Source organism: Modestobacter sp. VKM Ac-2979, from assembly GCF_026967995.1.
Classification (GTDB): Bacteria; Actinomycetota; Actinomycetes; order Mycobacteriales; family Geodermatophilaceae; genus Modestobacter.
The window spans coordinates 432,669-451,811 of the sequence record NZ_JAPVBO010000003.1 but is presented as its reverse complement, the minus strand read 5'-3'; the positions used below and the strand labels follow the sequence as shown (position 1 = coordinate 451,811).

Below are 19,143 nucleotides of genomic sequence, written 5' to 3'. Positions count from 1 at the left end.
CCTCGGTGGCCGACGATTCGGCCGAGGATGACGGCGGTCGCGCTCGACGACCATGTTTCGCGCGACGGCCTCGACGTGATCTGGTCTGAACCGGCCGGTCGCCGTGATCGCGGAGGATCGCGCTTCGCCGTCACGACGCCGTTCACGATTGGGCGGGATCGGGCGCGCCGCTCGGGGTGGCCGTCTTCGAGGCGTCGGGCCGAGCGCCAGAGCCTTGCGCAGGAGTCGCACGGCGTCGAGGGCCATCACACAGTACGGACTTCGGCATTCAGCGACGATGTCGACACCGCGCGGGAGCACCTTCAGGGTCTCGGCTAGCTGCTCGATCGGGATCGAGGGGGCACCAACGGGCGGACCGCGCACAGCAGTGAGGCCGCGATGAAGGCGACCACCCCGATCAGCAGCGGCCGGCGAGGCGCCGACGAACTCGTGCACGTAGGTGGCGACGGTCAGCGGGGGAGTAGGGCCCGGTCCAGCGGGCTGCCCGTGACCGCGCAGGTCGACGCGGAGTGTGCGAGGCGCTCGGCCAGCGGCACCCCGCCCCAGAACGTGCGCTCCTCGGTGAGGCCGTGAACGGTCACCAGCAGGGCGCCGGTACCGGCGACGTCGGGCGGAGGGGGACGGCCAAGGTCACGAGCGGACGCCGGCCGGGCTGGCCCCGAGGTGAACTCCGGGTGCCCCGGGGACGGCGACCGTCTCCGTGTCCCGCCGGTCTGGCGGTCACGGGGCGCGCCACACCCAGTTCGGCCGCTCGTACAGGTCGACCAGTCCGGCAGCCCGCAGGTTGGGCAACGAGGAGTTGGGTGACTCTGGTGTCTCCGTCGAGGTCTCCGCGCTGACCCAGCGGGCACCGGCGTCGACGGCAGCGCCCAGCCGGGCCGCGATGAGTGCCGACTGCGCTCCCTGCCCCCGGTGGCCGGGCAGGGTGCTGGCGCCGAACAACCCGGCCGCGTCGCCGTCGACGACGACGCTCGCGCTGGCCACCAGGTCCCGGCCGTCCCAGGCGGCGAAGCGGTGGACCAACTCGGGGTCGGCAGCTGCGCCCAGCCCCTCGAACACCGGGGGCATGCCGAAGCCGCTGATCAGCACCCGCGCCCACTCGTCGTGCTGGTCCTCGGGCACGGGCCCGATCCTCAGCCGGGTGGCGGCCGGCTGGAAGGTGATCGGATCGGGGACGTGGCGTTGCAGCTTGATCCACGTCGAGCTGTGGACCAACCCGAGCTCCGCGGCGATCTCCGGCCAGTCCTCAGGCAGGGCGGCGGGGGCGATCTGGAGGGTGGCCACGGCCACTCCGCTGCTCCGGTAGAAGGCGCAGATCTCCTGCACGAGCGACCGCGTCACCGGCTCGGTGACGCCGAAGCCCAGGGCCTTGCTCCAGTAGTGGGTCGGGTCGTTGGCCACCGCGACGACCACGCCGCCGCCCAGTCGGGCCGTGCTGATCCCCAGCTGGCGGTGTGCTGCGGGTGAGGCGTCACGGACGAAGGTCTCCATCGCGCGGGCCTCGATCTGCTCGGCGCGGGCCGCGGTCTCCTCGATCACGCGGCACCTCCCGGAAGTCCGTGGTGCTGGGCTGCGCAAGTGGATCGGCGGAGACGCGTTCCGGTCATGGTGATCAGGAGTTCCTCTCGGGGTGGACGTCATCGGACCTCTCGGCGACGAGGTCGAGCCGCCGGGTGGAGCGGTGAGGGCGCGACGGGCGGCGGCTGTCGCGGGCGGGCACACCCGGCCGTCGTCGTGCGTCCGCGGGTCGGGACGGCCGGGCAGCCTGTCAGCCGCGCTCCGTCTTGTCGGCTGCCGGTCAAGACACAATCTGGCCGCGGGTGGAGCGCAGGCGAAGCCCCTGCGCTACCAAGATCAGGTACAGCAGGCTGTACCTCTCGGCAGCCGATCGGTCGCTCATCACAAGCGGAATCGCCCGACCAACATCTCCGGTCAGTACACATGGTGCCCTGACCACGGACGTTCACGGTGTTGGGACCGTGTGTTGGGTGCAGGAGACGCGCCGGCTGTCATGGGCAAGAGTGGTGGTCCTGAAGGGCTGGCCCGCGGGCGTAGTGAGCAATACGGTGGGGAGCCCGTGAACTACGACGTCCTGAGGCCCGTTGTGGTGGGCGCGTTGTCGGCCGTGGTTCGGCTGGTGTTTGCATGCTGTCTGGAGGATGAGTTGTGAGGGTCACTGTCATCGGGGTCTTTGCGGTTGCCGTGGAGCGGCAGCAGGATCTGATCGATGCGATCCATCGCGCCGGCGAGGTCATGCGGAAGAAGTCGGGTTTCCTCGGCTCGACTGTCTACGCTTCTCTGGACGGCGCCAAGGTGGTGAATCAGTCGCATTGGGCCAGCAGTGATGCTCTTGCCGCCGCGCGTGAAGATCCTGAAGGGCTGGCCCTGGCCGAAGCGATGTTCGAGATCGCGAAGCCCGATCCGATCATCTGCGTGGAGCGCGGTGAGCTTCGTCCGGAGTAGTGCCGTGTGACCACGATCTTCGAGGCGCCGAAGGGGCGTAACGGCCCGAACTGCGCCTCGATCGGATTGGCCCAGGACGCGTGAGTCGGGGTGGAGCACAGCTCGACCTCGTGCCGTGCCGCGCACGCCCGGACCCCCTTGTCTCGTCCGGCGGAATGATCTCAGCGCGGCCAGGGTGCTCGCCGTGCTCTTGCGCCGGTGCACGACGCCCCAGAGCTGGTCGTCACCGACGCTGTAGCAGCCGTGGAACTGTCGGACGCCGTGCAGCTTCTGGTGGTTCGCGGGCGGCCTCGGGTGCCCAGTCGGAACCGGCCTGCGGACGGATGACAAGCGGCCCGCACTCGTCGAAAGCGGACACCCGTTGCGGGGAGTCGGTGGTCACGTACTCGCCACGGGCCAGTCCGAGTCGGATGCGCGCTGGACAGGCTCCCTCCGCGGACTGCCCCCGGCGTGGGCGTTGGTGCCGTCGGTGGATAACCACGACAGCGCGGAGTCGTCAATACAGCCTGCTGCACCTGTGACTGAGCAGTCAGCTGGATGGAACGAGACATCGGTGTCCGCGCACCATGGACGCATGTTGATCGGTCACGCCGGTTGATGAGCTTCCGCGCCTGACAGGCAAACCGCTTGCCGCTGGATTGTGGAGAAGGGCGACCTGCCCGTTGCAGGAGTGGGTGAGCGAACGCGCGTTCAGCTCGAGCCCCGCGTAATCGTCGGACAGTGCAGCGGACCGTGGCGCGGCGGCTGTGGAACACGAGTGGACCCTGATGTATCGAGACGTGGGGACGACATGCGAATCCTGTTCACCAGCACGCCCGCCTACGGTCACCTCCTGCCGATGATCCCCTTGATGCGGGCGGCTTCGGCGGCGGGTCACGAAACCGCCCTGATGACCCATCGATCGGTCGCTCCACTTGCCGCAGACGTGCGTCTGTTGCCGGCTGGACCGGACTTGGCCACGACCCTGGCTGACGTGTCGCGTCGGACGGGTGCGGAACCTCTCGAGGACCCACTCGTGTCGGCTGTGGAGATCCTCATCGAAACCCGGCTGACCTTGGGAGCGGAAGCGGCGATGAGCGCCGCTGACAGCTTCGCGCCCGACGTCATGATCTGCGACCTGGTGGACTACCTGGGGCAGCTCGCCGCGTCCTCGAGAAAGACCCCGTGGGTGGCGCACGGTGCGTCGCTTCCCATGATCCCGCTCTTGGCCGATCAGTTCGCTCAACGTGCGGCCCGACGCTTCGCCGACTTCGGTGTCGTGCCGAGTGCGCCGATCGCATACCTCGACCCGTGGCCGGATGCTCTGGTGAGCGAGGCTGACCGCTACCCAGCTCCTCGGATCCCCGTTCGCCCTCAGCCTCACGGCAGCGGGCCCGGGCACGAGGGGCGGGTACACAGCTCTCACCCTGACGGTGGTGGCGACGTGGTGGACGCGGAGCGCCAGCGCGCAAGGGTGCTGGTGACCCTGGGCACCGTGGTCGACGATGCCGATGTCCTGGTCGCCGTCGTTGCGTCGGCGGCAACCGCAGACGTCGACCTGCGCATCGCAGGTGCCGAGGGGATCGACCTGTCCGGCAGCGACGGTGTGCCAGACCGCTTCGAAGTGGTCGGCTTCGTGCCGATGCACGACCTGCTGCGAGACGTCGATGTCGTCGTCTCCTCAGGTGGCGCCGGAACAGTCCTGTCCGCCCTCAGCGCAGGCGTGCCGCTGGTGCTGCTCCCGCTGGGCCTGGACAAACCGATGAACGCTGAGCGGGTCGCTGTCGCGGGAGCGGGGTTGGTCGCCACCGCACCCGGAGACGTCGGAGCGCTGATCGCCGCAGTGCTCACCGACCCGTCCTACCGGCGAGCCGCTGAGGCAGTAGCCGCCGACATGGCGCAGATGCGCAGCCCGCACGACGCTCTGACCGACCTCATCGATGCCATCTCCTGACGCAGACGTCGCGCACCCGCGAGTACGGCCGACAGCGTCCGCCCAGCGGTGGTGCCGTGCGTGCGCACCGACATCGCGACCCCGGCCACGGGGGTCGTGACGGACAGGACCTCCATCGCCACACCCGCGGCGTCCATGCGGGCCAGGTTGCTCGGATAGGCGGCCCGTTTGGCAGAACCAAGTCGAAGTCCGGGTCAAGATAGTCGCGCCAAAGATCTGATCAGTAGATCGTCGAGATGTGAAGGCCACGGGAACAGTGGAGCAGTCTGGCGTAAGCCCGCCATTCCGTGCAAGGCAACCCAGAGGGCGGTGGCGTCGGTAAAAGGATCCGAACTGTCTGACACGCCCGCCTCACTGCACGCATCAAGGGCCTCGACCAGAACGTTGAAGGCCGATCGGCCGACGCGCGCACGTTCCTCCAACTCGACCTCATCGTCGGTATCCGACACCTCCCAGACGCCACCGAACATCAATCGGTAGCGTTCCGGGAAGTCGCGCGCAGTCGAGATAGCCTCGGCAGAGGCTGAACAGCCGGTCTACCGGGTCGTCGTCCTGTGCGCCTGTGTGTAGGACGGCGATCAATTCATCGAAGGCCTCAGCGACGACCGCCCGCAATATAGATTCGGGCCTGAACCGAAATGCCGGCCCGCCAGTGCATGAGGGGCTGGTCGACCGGAAATTCACCGCGACCGCGCCCGACGTCACCTGGCTGACCGACATCACCGAGCACAACACCACCGAGGGCAAGCTCTACCTCTGCGCGATCAAGGACGTCTGCTCCGGCCGGATCGTCGGCTACTCCATCGACTCGCCGTGAAGGCATCACTGGCGGTGGCCGCACTGCGGAACGCCACCATCCGCAGAGACCCGGTCGGCACCGTGGTCCACTGTGACTCGCGGCAGCCAACTCCGGTCGAACGCCTTCGTCCGCATGATCACGAACAACGGCCTGGTCGGCTCCATGGGCCGAGTCGGTGCCTGCGACGACAACGCAGCCACGGAGTCGTTCTTCGCCCTGCAGCATGAATACGTTCTGGACCAGCAGCGATAGAGCACTCGCGAAGAACTGCGGCTGGCGATCATCACCTGGATCGACCGCACCTACCACCGCCGACGCCGGCAACGCTACCTCGGACGACTCACACTCCCCGAGTACGAGACACTCCACCTCGCCGCTACCGCGGCCTGACCACCACACCCGACGAGTCAACTGAACTCGGGGCAGTCCCGTCCACCGGGTCTGGTCAGTGTTCTCCGTCAAGAACCGCATCAAGGCGGTGGAGTACTTGCTGGAGGGTGGTCGACTGTGTGGCGAAGTTCAGCCGCGCGAACGTCGTGGTGTCCACAGGGGTGTACTGGCTGAAGTCGGTACCTGGGCTCAGTTGCACGCGGGCACGCTGCATGAAGTTCCCGGCTGGATCGGCGGCAACGGCGCTTCGGGCGAAGTCGATCCAAGCCAGGTAGGTCGCCTCGGGCGGCACGAGGTCGATGTCACCTCGCCGACGGACCCAGTTCTCGACCAGCGCTCGGTTGGCAGTCAACCCGTCCATGACGATCTCGAACCACTCGGCCGACTCGCGCCAGGCGGCGACGGCAGCGATGCGGCTCAGCACGCTGGGTGTCCCGAAGTAGTCGAGTGGCGCCTTCGCCAGTGCTTCCGCCGTCGGGGTGTGCCCGACGTGGGCGATGGCACACCGCATGCCGGCGAGGTTGAACGCCTTCCCCGGTGACGTCGTGGTGATGGTCAGGTCAGCGATCTCATCGCTGAGGGAGGCGAATGGGGTGTGCGTGTGGGGGGCGTAGGTCAGGTCGGCATGGATCTCGTCAGCGAACACGGGGATCCGGTGGGTGAGTGCGATGTCTGCGATGCCGAGCAGTTCGTCCTGCCGGAAGGCCCGTCCGGTCGGGTTGTGCGGGTTGACCAGGACCAACAGCCGTGGCCGGTGGTGGGCCACGAGCCGCCGGTGCTCTTCGAGGTCCAGGTGCCAGCCATCGGTGGCCCGGTGCACCGGCAGCGGCACGATGGTGCGACCTGCCCGGGCGATGGACGCCAGGAAGGGGGGGTAGGTCGGCACATGGAGGGCGATCGCGTCACCCGGCTCGGTCGTGTGCTCGATGGTGACCTGCAGGATCTGGATGAGGTCGCTCATCACCCGGCTCCGGCCCGGAGCTGGTCGCCACCCGAAGCGCGTGAGCATGTGCTCCTCGAAGGCATCGACCACCGGGTCACCTGCCGCCCAGTACGGGTACCCGAGGTCGCCGCGCTCGATGGTCTCGGCGAGGCGCTCGCGAACGGGGCCCGGGATCCCGACGTCCATGTCGGCGACCCACGCCGGGATGACGTCCTCGGGGACGGCGGTCCACTTGGCGCCATGACCACCGCGCAGGCGAGCCGGGTCGAGCCCCGCGATCTCGGTCACGCGTCCACCCGTCCGGCCCGCTGCAGGACCAGCAGGTCCCGCAGGATCTCCATCTGCCCGTGGTGCTGGGCGAGCTCCTCGAAGACGTGCTGGAGTGCGGCGCCCTGTGTCAGGCTCCGCCCGGGACCCAGGAAGTCCGCGGGCGGCTCCACCGCCAACCGATCGTGCGGCTGGGCGGTGGCCACATCGCGACGGAACTGTTCCATGACTGGTCCGGCGCGGTCCGCCAGTGCGCCGACCTCGCCGCTGGCCTCGAATTCCGCGTCACGGTCGCGGTCGACGGTCCGGCCGTGCACGAAGCCCCCCGCCCAGGTCTCGACCACGGCGAGGCAGTGGCAGAGCAGCGCGTAGGGCGTGTTGGCCCCCTCATGGGCACGCCGGTTGGCCGCGTCGTCCCCCAGCTCGAGGACGATCCTGCGCATGCCCGTCAACGCCCTCTCGGCGAAGTAGAGGTAGTCGTACTCGTCGATCACTCGCGGCCTCCCGTCACCTGTCAGAGTGGTGACGAGCTTGAACCGCGCCGTCGTCACCTGTCAAGATGGTGACGTGGCCTTCTCCTTCGTCAGTGGCAACCCGGCCCTGGACCTGGCCGGGACGCGCAAGTGGCGCAACGACGCTCAGCCGGAAGAGCTGCTGCGCGGGGCGGCCGACCTGCAGCGATGGCTGGTGGAGGTCGCCGACCTCGCCCCGGACCTGCCGGTCGACCACACCGCGTTGGAAGCGGCGCTGGCCCTCCGCGAGGCTGTGTACCGGCTGGCCAGCGACCGCTTGCAGGGTGTGCCCTTCCATCCGTCCAACCTCGCGGTGGTCAACGCGCTGGCTGCGCTGCCCGGCGTGCGGGTGCGGCTCTCTCCCGATCGCGTCGAGCGGGATGGGAGCGCCCAGAACGCCCTCGCCGACGTGGCGCGCTCGGCCATCTCGGTGCTGTCGGACCCGGACGCGTGCCTCAAGGAGTGCGGCCGCGCGTCGTGCACGCGGATCTATCTGGACCGATCGCGCGGCGCCCGGCGAACCTGGTGCGGCATGGACGAGTGTGGGAACCGCATGAAAGCGGCTGCTTACCGCGCGCGTAAGCGGGTCGCGGCGGACACTCAGGCGCACGTCACCACCTGACCGGTGCGCTCCCGAGTACCGATCACCGCCGGCGTCGCCTGGGCGTGAGGCGCACGAACTCCCGGCCGTCGTCGGTCGCGGCGCCCTGCGTCAGGCACTGCGCGATGGAGTCGGCCGACACCGCTCTGGGTCAGGGCCTGGATGAGCTCGGGCTTGCCGCCCACACCGGCGTACACGGTGGTCACCGCCACGCCTGCGGCCGCTGCCACCTGCGCCACGCAGGCTGTCCGCGACGGCCGGCCAGGCAGGCGGCCGGGACTCAGGGCCGATCTCGGCCGCTCGGCGCCGGGCGGCCCGCTGGGCCGGGAGCCGGGCTGCGCCGGCGGGCCGTTGAGGGCGGGGAACACTGGGGGCCCTGAGTGGAGACACCGCCCGACGCCGGACCCCGTCGTCCGGCGCCGGGCTGTGCTCAGCCCTGCGGGATGGACGCGCTCGTCGACGCCCTCTCGCCGACCAGCGTGGCGATGACGTCCGCGGGGGTGGGGGTGCGGGCGATCTCGGCGGCGAGGTCGCGGGCCGCAGCGGCGAACGACGGGTCCTCCAGTACCCGCCGGGTCGCCGCCCCGGCCTCCCGCGGGTCGTGGACCACCACCGCTGAGCCGGCGGCCTCGGTGCGCGCGGCGTTGAGCGGCTGGTCGGCTCCCTGGGGCAGCACGACCAGCGGGATGCCCCGGCTGAGCGCGCCGAGCACGGTGCCCGAGCCGCCCGCGCAGAGGACCACGTCGACGTCCAGCAGTTCGGCGAGGGGTGCGAACGGCCGGTAGTCCACACCCGGGGTGTCCGGCACCGCCAGGCCGGTGACCCCGAGCGTGGCGACCACGTCGACGTCCGCGTCGTCCAGCGAGCCGACGATGGTGGCGAGCAGGTCCGGGTCGGTGAAGACCGTGCCCAGGGTGACCAGCACCCGGCGGCGCCCCCGGGTGCCGGGCTCGGCGGCCGTGGAGGACCCCGGTCGCTGGTGGGCCTCGGCGCGCACGGGCAGGTGCCGTGCGGGGGAGGTGAAGCCCGGGGTCTGCAGGGCGGCGGGCACCGGGTCGATGTAGGACGACGGGGGAGTGAGGGCCAGGCCCCGGCTGGCGTAGCGCTCGGCGGCCAGCGCGACCATCGGCGCGGTGAACTCCGGCGGCACTGCCGGGCCCAGGGCGAGCACGTGCCACGGCACGCCGAGGGTACTGGCGACCAGCGGGCCGACGAAGTCGGTGGCCTCGCAGATCATCAGGTCCGGCGCCCAGTCCCGGGCGACCGCGACGGCCTCATCGGCGGTCAGGTCGACCCGGACGCCGACGAAGAACTCCGCGACCGCCTCGGGCTGGGGATCGGCCGCGGCGTCGGCGACGCCGGTGCGCCGGCCGACCTCGGCGAAGAGCACGTCCGGCATCGGGCCGGCCGGCAGCACCTGCACGCCCGGCAGGTCGGCGGCCAGGGGCGGGGCCATGCCGCCGCTGGTCAGCAGGGCCACGTCGTGGCCGGCCGCGAGCGCGGCCCGGGCCAGTGGTGCGAAGGGGAGGAGGTGCCCGAACGCCGGGACACCGCTCAACAGGATGCGCATGGGGGCCTTCCGATCATCTGGTGGTTGGGGGATGGGCGATCTCGGTGCATCAATCGGGTGTCAGAGCGCGCTGAGTGAGAGCCCCGCTGTGGGACTCGCGATGGAGCCGCTGCATGGTCTGGTCCAGGGCGCTCGCGCTGCGGGCTGCTTCGAAGAGCTCTTCCCGCAGGGCGATCGGCACGTGTCGATGCCACTTGTAGAAGATCTTGTGCTCGAGGCTGGCCCAGAAGTCCATGGCCACGGTGCGTAGCTGGAGCTCGACTCGGGCGGTGGCAACCCGGTCGGACATGTGAACGGGTGTGTCGACGATCAGGTGCAGGCTCCGGTAGCCGTTGGGCTTCGGGTCGGCGATGTAGTCCTTGGCGATGACCAGGTCGACGTCGGGCTGGCTCAGCAGCATCTCTGCGACGGTGTAGACGTCGGACACGAAGCTGCACACGACTCGGATGCCGGCTATGTCGTGGATGGAGTCCTGGACGCTGGCCGTGGTGAGCGGGACGCCCTTCCGCTGCGCCTTGGCGGTGAGACTCTCGATGGTCTTCACCCGCGAGGCGATGTGCTCGATGGGTGACTCGCCGTTGATCAACCGCATCTCCTCCTGGAGGATCTTGACCTTCGTCAACATCTCCAGGAGCCCGAACTCATAGACCATGAGGAACCGGCGCAGGCTCGCACCGGGCTCCCAGGGGCCCGTTGCCATCGTGGGACCTTCTCGGCCGGTCGACGGTTGATGCTGCCCGGCGATCACGTCGATCACGTCATCGCCTCGTCATCGGTGATGCGGTGCCCGCCGGGGCGTGCGTCGCGCAGGAAGCGCCGACCGGCACGAGGACGGCAGGTGGGTGGGCCGCGAGCGCGGCACTCGCCAGGTTGCGTGGCCCGGTGTTCCGTTGATCGTCGGCGTCGCGGTGCCGTGCCGTTCCGAGCACCTGCGGCGCCTCATCCGGCGAGGGGGCCTGGAGCTCGAGCTCAAGCGGTGTGTCTGAGTTCCGTGGGGCTGCCGCGACGATCGCTCGCTGGGGCCGGCGGCGGTGGCGGACCAGCTCGGTGAGCGCAGCGATGCCCAGGGCGATGGCCACGCCGAGGACTACGGCAGGGAGTGGGTCCTCCGCGAAGGCAGCACCGCCGATGGCCCCGATCGCCGTGCAGTACGCGGCCCAGGACAGGGCCGCGACGGCATCCCATCGGGAGAAGTCGGCCAATGGGTGCCGCAGAGCGCCCATGCCCAGGGTGACTGCCGTACGCCCCCCGGGGATGTACCGGGCCACGACCAGGGCCATGCCGCGCCGCTCGGCGAGAAGAGAGTCCGCTCGGCTCAGCGTCCGAGCCTGCCAGCCGGCAGGGTCCCGCTCGGCGGTCCACCTGCTCATCAGGCGACCGATCAGGTAGGACAGGTGGTCGCCGGCCAGCGCGCCGGCGGCCGCGCTGGCGATCACGAGCAGCATGTCGCTGCCAGAGGCGGCGAAGACCCCGGCGGTGATGACCACCGTCTCACTTGGGGCCAGCGGGATGAGCGCATCCGCCAAGGCCACCAGGGCGATGAGCAGGTACACCCACGGTGAGGACATGAGCGAGCTCACGGCGTCCAGCAGGCTGTCAATCACAATCGGCGTCCTCGTGGCAAAAGGGGCTGCGGTGTCGGGACTGCGCTCAGGGCAGGCTGACCGCCCCCTCGAAGAAGACGGTCGATCTGCTCAGCGGCAGGGTCAGTGCTGTCCCGATCGGGTCGAGGCAGGCCTGCGGGGGTGGGGTGCGTGGGTTCAGACCGAGTGGCGCGTGCGCGCTACTGCGGCGGCGGTTGACCGCCGAGCTCCCTGAATCGGGAGCCCCCAAGCCCATCAAGATGCACATCGTGGTGGATTTCTGACCTCGTTGGGCCGAGGAAGCCGGTGACGATCCCTGGTCGGACGGTGAGGGTGAGGTCATCGACGACGGTGGTTGGGCCACACCTCTTGGTCAGACCGTGCAACTCGCTCATGGCGTCCTCCTGAGACCGTCCGGTGGTGGGGTCCGGCTGGTGAGGAGGAGCTTTGTCGCTCCTGGGTGAGGTGTCGTCATTCGTGTGCAGGCTGTGCGTACTGCGGGCGGAGTAGATCAAGTCCTGTGGCCGGATGGGACGACGACGGGGCTTGCAGGGCGTCCAACCCGGTGGAGCTTGACCTGCACTCACGACAGGGATCGCGTGTCTGTTGTCTGTGGCGTCGTCCGTACGCAGTAGGCCGGATGACGACGACACGGCCCGGCAGCCCTCTGCTTCCGGCATGCCGGTCGCCTGCTCCCGAGTCGGCGGGTGCAGCACGACCGTGTCGGTTGCCGCGATGCAAGGCACGCGGTGGTGGCGGTTCCAAGGTCACCTGAGCACAGCTTCTGGCGGCCCCGCTTCTCGGCAGTCCTCGTCCCCGACACCGAGCAGAGGTTGCAGTCGTGACCGTCATCGACTCGCTGGCCGAGGACGATGCCGGTCTGACGTTGTCCTGGAACAACCAGTCCGCGGCCGTGCAGGACGCCTTCTACGTCTACATCGTCTCGGCGATCGGCGAGCGGTTGGTGGTCGCCGACGGAGCGGTGCACAAGCACATCCGCAGCATCTTCGCCGAGCTCGACCTGCCTCCCGACGACAGCGCCGACCGCCGCGTCACCGCAGTCCGGCGCTACCTCGACACGTCCGGCTGGGCGCCGCCCCCTCCCGGGGAGGGGGCGGCGCCCGTCAGTTGCAGATCGCAGCGTCGACGGCGTCCTCGACGTCGACGACGCCCTGGAGATCGGTGGGCAGGGCGGTGACGGTGATGACGGCGCCGCGGCCGTCGGTGGTCACCGCGCTGCGGGTCTCGTAGCCGGGGATGTCGCCGCCATGGGTCCAGGCGGTGCCACCGCAGCTGAGGGTGAAGGTCTGCAGCCCCAGTCCGTAGGACTCCTGGGTGCGCGGGGTGGCCGACGGTGCCGGGACGGTGGTCTGCATCTCGGCCAGCAGCTCGGGGCTCAGCAGCTCGCCGTCGACCAGGGCGGTGAAGAAGCCGAGCAGGTCGCGGGGCGTGGAGACCAGCTGGCCACCGGCCCAGCCGGAGGAGGGGTCCTGCACGGTCACGTCGGTGTACTGCTCCTCGGGCGTGGTCCGGTAGTAGCCGTGCGGGTGATCGGCGCGCAGCTCCTGCTCGCCCTCGTGCGGCCAGTAGGTGTCGGTCAGCCCGAGCGGCTCGGTGACCCGGGTGGTGATCTCCTCAGCGATCGGCCGGCCGGTGACCTCCTGGACGAGCAGCCCGGCCAGGACGTAGTTGGTGTTGCTGTACTCCCAGCTGGTTCCGGGGGCGAACAGCGCCGGGCGGGGGAGCGCCACGTCGAGCAGCTGGTGCGGCTCCATGAAGCGGTGCTGGAGGGCGAGGTAATCGGTGAACAGGACGTCGTCGTAGTCGGGCAGGCCGCTGGTGTGCTGCAGCAGCTGGCGCACGGTGATCTCCCGGCCGTCGCCGCCCTCGCCGCGGACCAGGCCCGGTAGGTAGGTCTCGACCGGTGCGTCCAGGTCGACCAGACCCTCGCCGACCAGCTGCAGGACGACGACGGCGGTGAAGGTCTTGGTGTTGCTGGCGATCCGCACCTCCCCGTTCACCGGAACGGGCTCCCCGGTCGCCAGGTCACCGACGCCGGCGGTGTAGTCGCGCAGGCCGTGCTGGTCCTGCACCGCGGCGAGGACCCCGGGGAACCCGCTGTCGGTGACCAGGGCGTCCAGCTCGGTCTGGACGGCGTCGGGCTGGTGCGGACGGTGGGCATCGGTGGTCTCGGCGGGCGTGCTGGCATCGGCGGGCGTGTTGACACCGCTGACGCCGAGGCCGGTGGCGGCGGCAGCGGTGAGCAGGAGGGCTCCCCACGTGCGGCGGGGAGACGAGGTGCGGAGGGAGACGGTCACGGGCTTGCTCCTCACAGGGCGGTTGAGTTGCGGGCTTCCCCAGCCTGTCCGCGTCCATCGGGCGGGTCGATGCTGCTGACGTGACAGCCGGAGGTAGCGCAGGCTGTACCGGCCCGTGAAGGCCGTGCAGGCCATGGCGCATCGGGCGAGCCGGTGGTGGCTGGCCGGTGGTGCCTGCGCCGTACCCGGTCGTAGGGTCCAGCGTCCGGTGCGTGCGGTAGAGCTGCTCGTCCTACTGATGCTGGAGATCTGTGACCCTTTGCCCCCGCTGGGCGCTTCTCACGCCGGCACCATCCACGACGAGATGGCCGCTTTAATCATCGTGGGCGCTGACAGCGGACTGACGGCCTTGGCGGTCCGTCTCTCGGGACGGTTGAGCAGTACCTGGCCTTTTGATCGTCGTCCTGGACTCCGCCACCGTGGCGGTGCTGCCACCGCGCCCACGACGCGGTGCAGCGGACCGTCACCGAGGACTTGCTCGACCTCCCACCCGCCGCGGGTCAGGCTGGCCCGGTCGCACCGTCCGATACAGCGCCGCAGGCGCGCGTCGCCGCGGGCATGCTCGAGCGACGGTGCTCCTTCTCCTGTCCGAGGGTGGGTAGGGGAGTGCTGTCATCCCCGGTAGGTCGTCGGCTATCGCGCGATGGCTACCGCGCGATGAGGCGAAGTCTCGGCGTCGAGGTTCGGTACGGAAGGAAGCGCCTCCGCGAATCAGGGCGCCCTAGCCGTCGTGACCCGGCGAATGCTCGAGGCCTCGACGTCGCGCCAGCCCTTCCTGGTAGGCGATGACGACCAGCTGGGCCCGGTCGCGTGCTCCTAGTTTCATCATCGCCCGGTGCACGTGGGTGCGGACGGTCAGCGGGCTGACGATCAGCCGGTCGGCGATCTGCTGGTTGGACAGGCCGTGCGCGGCTAGTTCGGTGATCTCGCGCTCGCGGTCGGTCAACGTGGGCAGCAGTCCGCGCGGGAGGTCGCCGATGCCATCGGGGCTGGAGAGGAAGCGGTCGATCAGGACGCGCGTGGCGGCGGGGGAGAGGAGGGCGTCTCCAGCTACGACGGTCCGGATTCCGTCGAGCAGGCCGGCGGGGGTGACGTCCTTGCCCAGGAAGCCGCTCGCCCCGGCCCGGAGCGCGTGCGCCACGTGCTCGTCGGACTCGAAGGTGGTCAGGATCAGCACCCGCGTGCCCGCCAGGTCGGGGTCGGAGCAGATCTGCCGGGTCGCGGCGAGCCCGTCCAGGACCGGCATCCGGATGTCCATCAGCACCAGGTCCGGATGGTCGGCCCGGGCGAGCTCGACCGCCTCCTCGCCGTTCGCGGCCTCGGCGACGACCGTCATGTCGTCCTCGGCGTCGATCAGCATGCGGAACGTCGAGCGCAGCAGCGCCTGGTCGTCGGCCAGCAGCACCCGGATCATCGGGGTCCCTCCCAGGGCGTCAGCGGGGCGGTGAAGGTCACGGCGTACCGGCCCTCCCCGGCCGGGCCGGCGTGCACCGTGCCGCCCACGGCGAGGGCGCGCTCGTGCATCCCGATCAGCCCGTAGCCCGATCCGACCGGCCCGGGGCGGACGCCGGTGTTCTCGACGTGGACGCTGAAGGTGTCGCCGGTGCGGCGCACGGTGATGGTCACGGCCGGCCGGTCGGCGTGCTTGGTGACGTTGGTCAGGGCTTCCTGGACGACCCGGTACGCGGTGACGTCGACCAGCCGGGGCAGGCACTCCAGCGGCCCTTCGCGGTGCACGGTGACCTCGATGCCGGCTGCCCGGCAGGGCTCGATCAGCTCGTCGAGCTGGTCGAGCCCTGGTGCCGGGACGGTGTCGGCCGGTGGGTCGTCGTCGGAGGTGCGCAGTACCGCGACGGTGGCCTTGAGCTCCTGGAGTGCCGCCGATGTGGAGGCGCTGAGCCCGGCCAGCAGCTCCCGTGCCTGCTGGGGGCGCTTGTCCAGGAGGTGCTCGGCGGTGCCGGCCTGGGCGTGGGCCACGGTGAGGTGGTGGGCGACGACGTCGTGCAGTTCGCGGGCGATGCGCAGGCGTTCCTCGCCCACCCGGTGCCGGATCTCGTCGTCGCGGCTGCGTTCGGCGTCCTCGGCGCGGGCCTGGACCACGTCGAGGTAGGAGCGGTGGGTCTGGGTGGTGCGGCCGGCGAACACCGCCGGGAGCAGCCACAGGGCGACGCCGACGGTGCGCAGCACCAGCGAGCCGCCGGTGGGGGTGTCGATCAGGCTGCCCAGGATCACCGCGGCCACTGCGGACCCGGTCCACCAGGCGACCGCCCGTACGGACCCGACGACCGCGAGCCAGTAGAGGCAGCCGATCAGCGGGGCCAGCAGCAACGGCGTCGGCAGGTAGCCGAGCGCGCAGGCGGCGGTCTCGCAGCAGATCGCCACGGCCGTCGCGGCGCGCGGCCACCGGGGCGCGGTGAACAGCGCGCCGCTGGCGACCAGGCTGAGCAGCACGCCGGGGACGAGCTCGGCCGGCCCGAGGATGCCTTCGGTGTCGATGCTGGTACCGAGGGCGGCGAAGAGAAACGCGACGAGCGCGGCCGCCGCATTCCGCATCCCGAGCCGGCCGGTGCTCATCAGCGGTTGCTCAGCACCAGGTCCGGTTGCGCCTGGGCCGGTGCGGGGGCCAGCGACGCGCCCTCCACGTCGACGTTCGGCAGCAGCCGGTCGAGCCAGCGCGGCAGCCACCACGCCCGCTCCCCGAGGAGCTGCAGGACGGCGGGCACCAGCGTCAGGCGGACGATGAAGGCGTCGAAGAAGACCGCTGCGGCGAGCCCGAGACCGACCATCTTGATCAGCGGTTCAGAGGCCGCCGCGAACCCGCCGAACACCGCGATCATGATCACCGCGGCGGCGACCACGACCTTCGAGCTCTGCGCGAAGCCGGTCGTGACCGCCTCGCGGGCCGGCACACCGTGCACGTGCGCCTCCCGCATCCGCGACACCAGGAACACCTCGTAGTCCATGGCCAGCCCGAACACGATCCCCACCAGCAGGATCGGCATCAGGCTCATGACCGGGCCAGTCTGCTCGACACCGAGCAGATCACCTGCCCAGCCCCACTGGAAGACCGCGACGATCACCCCGATTGAGGCGAACAGCGAGAGCAGGAAGCCGACCGCGGCCTTGATGGGCACCCAGATCGAGCGGAAGACCACCAGCAGGAGCAGCACCGCGAGACCGACGACGAGCGCGACGTAGGGCACGAGGGCCGACTGGGTCTTCTGCGCCATGTCGATGTCGAGCGCCGTCGTCCCGGTGATCTCGTAGCTCACGCCCTGGTCGCGTTCCACGGCCGGGCGGGCGTCGCGCAGCGACTCCACCAGCGCCTCGGTGCGCTCGTCGGTCGGCCCGGTGGTGGGGACGGCGGTGAGGATCGCGGTGTCCCCCTGCTGGTTGAAGGTCGGGGTTGACACCGAGGCCACCCCGTCGGTCGCTGCGAGGTCGTCGGCGACGGCCGCCACCGCGGTCTCGGGGTCGCTCGCCCCGCGGGCGTCGACCACCACGGTCAGCGGGCCGTTGGAGCCGGGACCGAACGCCTCGGCCCGCAGGTCGTAGGCCCGGCGTTCGGTGGCCGTGGTCGGCAGCGACGCGTCGCCGGGGGTGCCCAGCTGCAACGACAGCGCGGGGACCGCGACGGCGGCGAGCACCGCGACCCCGGCGACCGTGACCAGCAGCGGACGGCGCCGGACCATCCGCATCCACGTGCGGGCCACCGGGACGCGGGGGTTCGTGCCGGCCCCACGCCGCTGTGACCGCGACCGAACCCGGTTCGGGAACATGCCCAGCAGCGCCGGGACCAGGGTCAGCGCGACCAGAACGGCCACGATGACGGCGCCGGCGGCGGCGAGCCCCATCTTGGTCAGCGACGGGATCCCGACCACGAGCAGCCCGGCGAGCGCGATCACCACCGTCGTCCCGGCGAAGACGACCGCGGAACCGGCGGTGCCGACGGCGCGGCCGGCGGCCGTCTGGGCGTCGTCGTTCTTGAGCCGTTCCTCCTGGTACCGGGAGACGACGAACATGGCGTAGTCGATGCCGACCGCGAGCCCGAGCATCAGCGCGAGCATCCCGCTGGTGATCGCCATGCCCAGCGGGCCGGCGAGGGCCCAGACGCCGAGGAACGAGATGGCCACCCCGATGATCGCGGTGAGCAGCGGCAGGCCCGCGGCCACCAGCGATCCGAAGGTCAGCAGCAGGACCAGGGCCGCGATCGCGACCCCGATGAGCTCGGTGGCGCTCATGCTGGTGGGGCTCTTGAGCGCCGAGCCGCGCATCTCCGCGGTCAGCCCGTCGTCCCGTGCCTGCTCGACGGCTTCCTCCAGCAGGGCGCGCGACTCGTCGGTCACCTCCGACGAAGGCACGTCGTAGCTCACCGACGCGAAGCCGGTCGTGCCGTCGGCACTGATGCTCGTGCCCGCCGAGGGCGGTACCACCCGCATCACCTGCGGGCTGTCGGCGACGGTGGCCAGCGCCGCCTCGACCGCCGCCTGGTTCGCCGGCGCCTCCAGCGACCCGCCGTCGGGAGCGACGAAGACGAGGGTCGCCGACGCGCTGTCCGAAGGCGTGTCCGGGAAGCGCTCCGCGAGGAGGTCGAACGCGTCCTGCGACTCGATGCCCGGAATCGTCGCCCGGGTGTTCACCGGACCCTCGGACGTCACGGCAGCCGCCACCGCCCCAGCCAGGACCAGCAGCCAGACCACAGCGACCGACCACCGCCGGCGGAAGGCGAAACGCCCAAGACGATCAAGCAGACCTGCCATGTCGGTGCTCCCAGTTCTCGTGGATGTCACAGGGAGCGTTCCCTCCAGGCAGGGGTCCCGTCGTCGTGCAGACGCAGGCTTCATCTACGGTGATCGCAGTAGGCAAGAACTCAACGTCGGGACTGCTTCGCGGAGTCAAGCGGGCAGTATGGGCACGAGCGTCCGTACTGGATGGGCGTGAGTCGACCGAGGCGTCTTGACCGCGCCGCCGGTGATGGGCCCGTTCGATCCAGCTGGCGATCGCGATCCCCAGCGCTTGTCGGGTCCGCGACTGTCGGCGGTCGAGCACGCTCTTCTGCAGCAGGGCGAAGAACGACTCCATGGCAGCGTCGTCGCCGGCCGCGCCGACTCGGCCCATCGAGCCGGTGAGCTGATGCTGATTCAGGGCGTGAACGGACTTCCGCCTGCGGCACTTGTCGATGGAGTAGCCGGCGATTCGGTTGGAATGCGCGTCGTGATCGCGCACAGGTAGAGCTTGCCCTCGGCGGTGCGGTGTTCGGTGATGTCGGTCAACTACAAGGCGTTGGACGCCTCGGCGGTGAGCACCTGGTTGACCCGGTTGTCGTGCACCGGCGGTCCGGCCGGCCGCCCTTGCCTCGTCGGGGCTTGGCGAAAGCGCTCCACCACCGGTTGGCCGCACAGATCGCCAGGCCGTCCGAGCGGTCATCGGCTGCCCGTTCGCGGCGGTCTCTGTGGTGCGCAGTCGGTAGCCGAACTCCGGCTCGTCCCGGTGGGCGTCGAACAGCGCGTCGGCCCGGTGGGCCGTCACGCGGTCCCGGGCGGTGACCCGTGCGGCAGCCATCGCTACCAGGGCTGGCGAGCGAGCTTGGGAAGCCGGCACGTCACCGTCACGAGGACCCCGTCGACGGGGAGCTCACGAACGAGCCGGTAGGTCATGTCCCGGCAGGTTCGCCTGGGACAGATGGGCAGCCGCCCGGCGTAGCACCTCAACCGGCACGGCGTCGTCACCTGGTGAGCCGGTGCCGCCGCCCAGTCAGCCGCCA

The 19,143-nt window shown here is 70.4% G+C and carries 16 protein-coding genes and 2 pseudogenes; 6 read left to right on the top strand and 12 right to left on the bottom strand.

Going from position 1 to position 19,143, the window contains the following annotated elements:
- Positions 1-27 precede the first annotated feature (27 nt).
- Positions 28-318, top strand: a complete 291-nt coding sequence (locus O2W15_RS10980; protein ID WP_269179442.1) for a hypothetical protein — start codon at positions 28-30, stop codon at positions 316-318.
- Positions 319-720: 402 nt separating this feature from the next.
- Here the strand turns inward: O2W15_RS10980 and O2W15_RS10975 are convergent, their stop codons facing one another.
- Complete coding sequence (locus O2W15_RS10975; RefSeq protein ID WP_269179441.1) at positions 721-1,539, bottom strand: hypothetical protein; 819 nt, start codon at positions 1,537-1,539, stop codon at positions 721-723.
- A gap of 627 nt (positions 1,540-2,166) precedes the next feature.
- On the opposite strand from O2W15_RS10975, the gene O2W15_RS10970 reads away from it, so the two are divergent.
- The gene (locus tag O2W15_RS10970; RefSeq protein WP_269179440.1) at positions 2,167-2,463 is read left to right on the top strand and encodes an antibiotic biosynthesis monooxygenase family protein; all 297 of its coding nucleotides are present in this window, start codon (positions 2,167-2,169) and stop codon (positions 2,461-2,463) included.
- A 790-nt stretch (positions 2,464-3,253) separates the two neighbouring features.
- On the top strand, positions 3,254-4,396 hold the full coding sequence (locus O2W15_RS10965; protein ID WP_269179439.1) for a glycosyltransferase: 1,143 nt from the start codon (positions 3,254-3,256) through the stop codon (positions 4,394-4,396).
- Positions 4,397-4,590: 194 nt separating this feature from the next.
- Here O2W15_RS10965 and O2W15_RS24010 read toward each other — a convergent pair whose 3' ends face one another.
- Positions 4,591-4,905 (bottom strand): TetR-like C-terminal domain-containing protein, encoded by a 315-nt coding sequence (locus O2W15_RS24010; RefSeq protein ID WP_442928881.1) that lies wholly within the window; start codon positions 4,903-4,905, stop codon positions 4,591-4,593.
- A 116-nt stretch (positions 4,906-5,021) separates the two neighbouring features.
- On the opposite strand from O2W15_RS24010, the pseudogene O2W15_RS10960 reads away from it, so the two are divergent.
- Positions 5,022-5,585, top strand: a pseudogene (locus O2W15_RS10960) (IS3 family transposase); the annotation flags it as partial.
- A gap of 55 nt (positions 5,586-5,640) precedes the next feature.
- On the opposite strand, the gene O2W15_RS10955 reads toward O2W15_RS10960, so the two are convergent.
- Both O2W15_RS10955 and O2W15_RS10950 read right to left on the bottom strand, forming a co-directional pair.
- Positions 5,641-6,816, bottom strand: coding sequence for a MalY/PatB family protein (locus O2W15_RS10955; RefSeq protein WP_269179438.1), 1,176 nt, complete (start codon positions 6,814-6,816; stop codon positions 5,641-5,643).
- Entirely contained in the window at positions 6,813-7,346 is a 534-nt protein-coding gene (locus O2W15_RS10950) for a mycothiol transferase (RefSeq protein WP_269179437.1), read from the bottom strand. The genes O2W15_RS10955 and O2W15_RS10950 overlap by 4 nt, the downstream gene beginning before the upstream one ends.
- 16 nt (positions 7,347-7,362) lie before the next feature.
- On the opposite strand from O2W15_RS10950, the gene O2W15_RS10945 reads away from it, so the two are divergent.
- Entirely contained in the window at positions 7,363-7,929 is a 567-nt protein-coding gene (locus O2W15_RS10945; protein ID WP_269179436.1) for a CGNR zinc finger domain-containing protein, read from the top strand.
- Between the two features lie 409 nt (positions 7,930-8,338).
- Here O2W15_RS10945 and O2W15_RS10940 read toward each other — a convergent pair whose 3' ends face one another.
- Genes O2W15_RS10940 through O2W15_RS10930 form a run of 3 tightly spaced genes read right to left on the bottom strand, consistent with a single transcriptional unit; the run spans position 8,339 to position 11,082 of the window.
- Positions 8,339-9,478, bottom strand: a complete 1,140-nt coding sequence (locus O2W15_RS10940; protein ID WP_269179435.1) for a glycosyltransferase — start codon at positions 9,476-9,478, stop codon at positions 8,339-8,341.
- 49 nt (positions 9,479-9,527) lie between these two features.
- A complete protein-coding gene (locus O2W15_RS10935; RefSeq protein ID WP_269164494.1) occupies positions 9,528-10,235 on the bottom strand; it encodes a GTP pyrophosphokinase in 708 nt (235 codons plus the stop codon).
- Position 10,236: 1 nt separating this feature from the next.
- Positions 10,237-11,082, bottom strand: a complete 846-nt coding sequence (locus tag O2W15_RS10930) for a DedA family protein (RefSeq protein ID WP_269179434.1) — start codon at positions 11,080-11,082, stop codon at positions 10,237-10,239.
- An 820-nt stretch (positions 11,083-11,902) separates the two neighbouring features.
- On the opposite strand from O2W15_RS10930, the gene O2W15_RS10925 reads away from it, so the two are divergent.
- A complete protein-coding gene (locus tag O2W15_RS10925) occupies positions 11,903-12,259 on the top strand; it encodes a hypothetical protein (protein WP_269179433.1) in 357 nt (118 codons plus the stop codon).
- On the opposite strand, the gene O2W15_RS10920 is transcribed toward O2W15_RS10925, so the two are convergent.
- The 5 genes and pseudogenes from O2W15_RS10920 to O2W15_RS10900 form a co-directional block, all read right to left on the bottom strand.
- Positions 12,186-13,379 carry a serine hydrolase domain-containing protein gene (locus O2W15_RS10920; RefSeq protein WP_269179432.1) on the bottom strand — a complete coding sequence of 398 codons (1,194 nt, stop codon included), beginning with the start codon at positions 13,377-13,379 and terminating at the stop codon, positions 12,186-12,188. The two genes, O2W15_RS10925 and O2W15_RS10920, sit on opposite strands and share 74 nt — an antisense overlap.
- A 721-nt stretch (positions 13,380-14,100) precedes the next feature.
- Positions 14,101-14,793 carry a response regulator gene (locus tag O2W15_RS10915; RefSeq protein ID WP_269179431.1) on the bottom strand — a complete coding sequence of 231 codons (693 nt, stop codon included), beginning with the start codon at positions 14,791-14,793 and terminating at the stop codon, positions 14,101-14,103.
- A complete protein-coding gene (locus tag O2W15_RS10910) occupies positions 14,790-15,953 on the bottom strand; it encodes a sensor histidine kinase (RefSeq protein WP_269179430.1) in 1,164 nt (387 codons plus the stop codon). Before O2W15_RS10910 ends, O2W15_RS10915 begins: the two co-directional genes overlap by 4 nt.
- A complete protein-coding gene (locus O2W15_RS10905; protein ID WP_269179429.1) occupies positions 15,953-18,037 on the bottom strand; it encodes an MMPL family transporter in 2,085 nt (694 codons plus the stop codon). The genes O2W15_RS10910 and O2W15_RS10905 overlap by 1 nt, the downstream gene beginning before the upstream one ends.
- Positions 18,038-18,249: 212 nt before the next feature.
- Positions 18,250-18,727 (bottom strand): annotated as a pseudogene (locus O2W15_RS10900) (hypothetical protein); the annotation flags it as partial.
- Between the last annotated feature and the right edge of the window lie 416 nt (positions 18,728-19,143).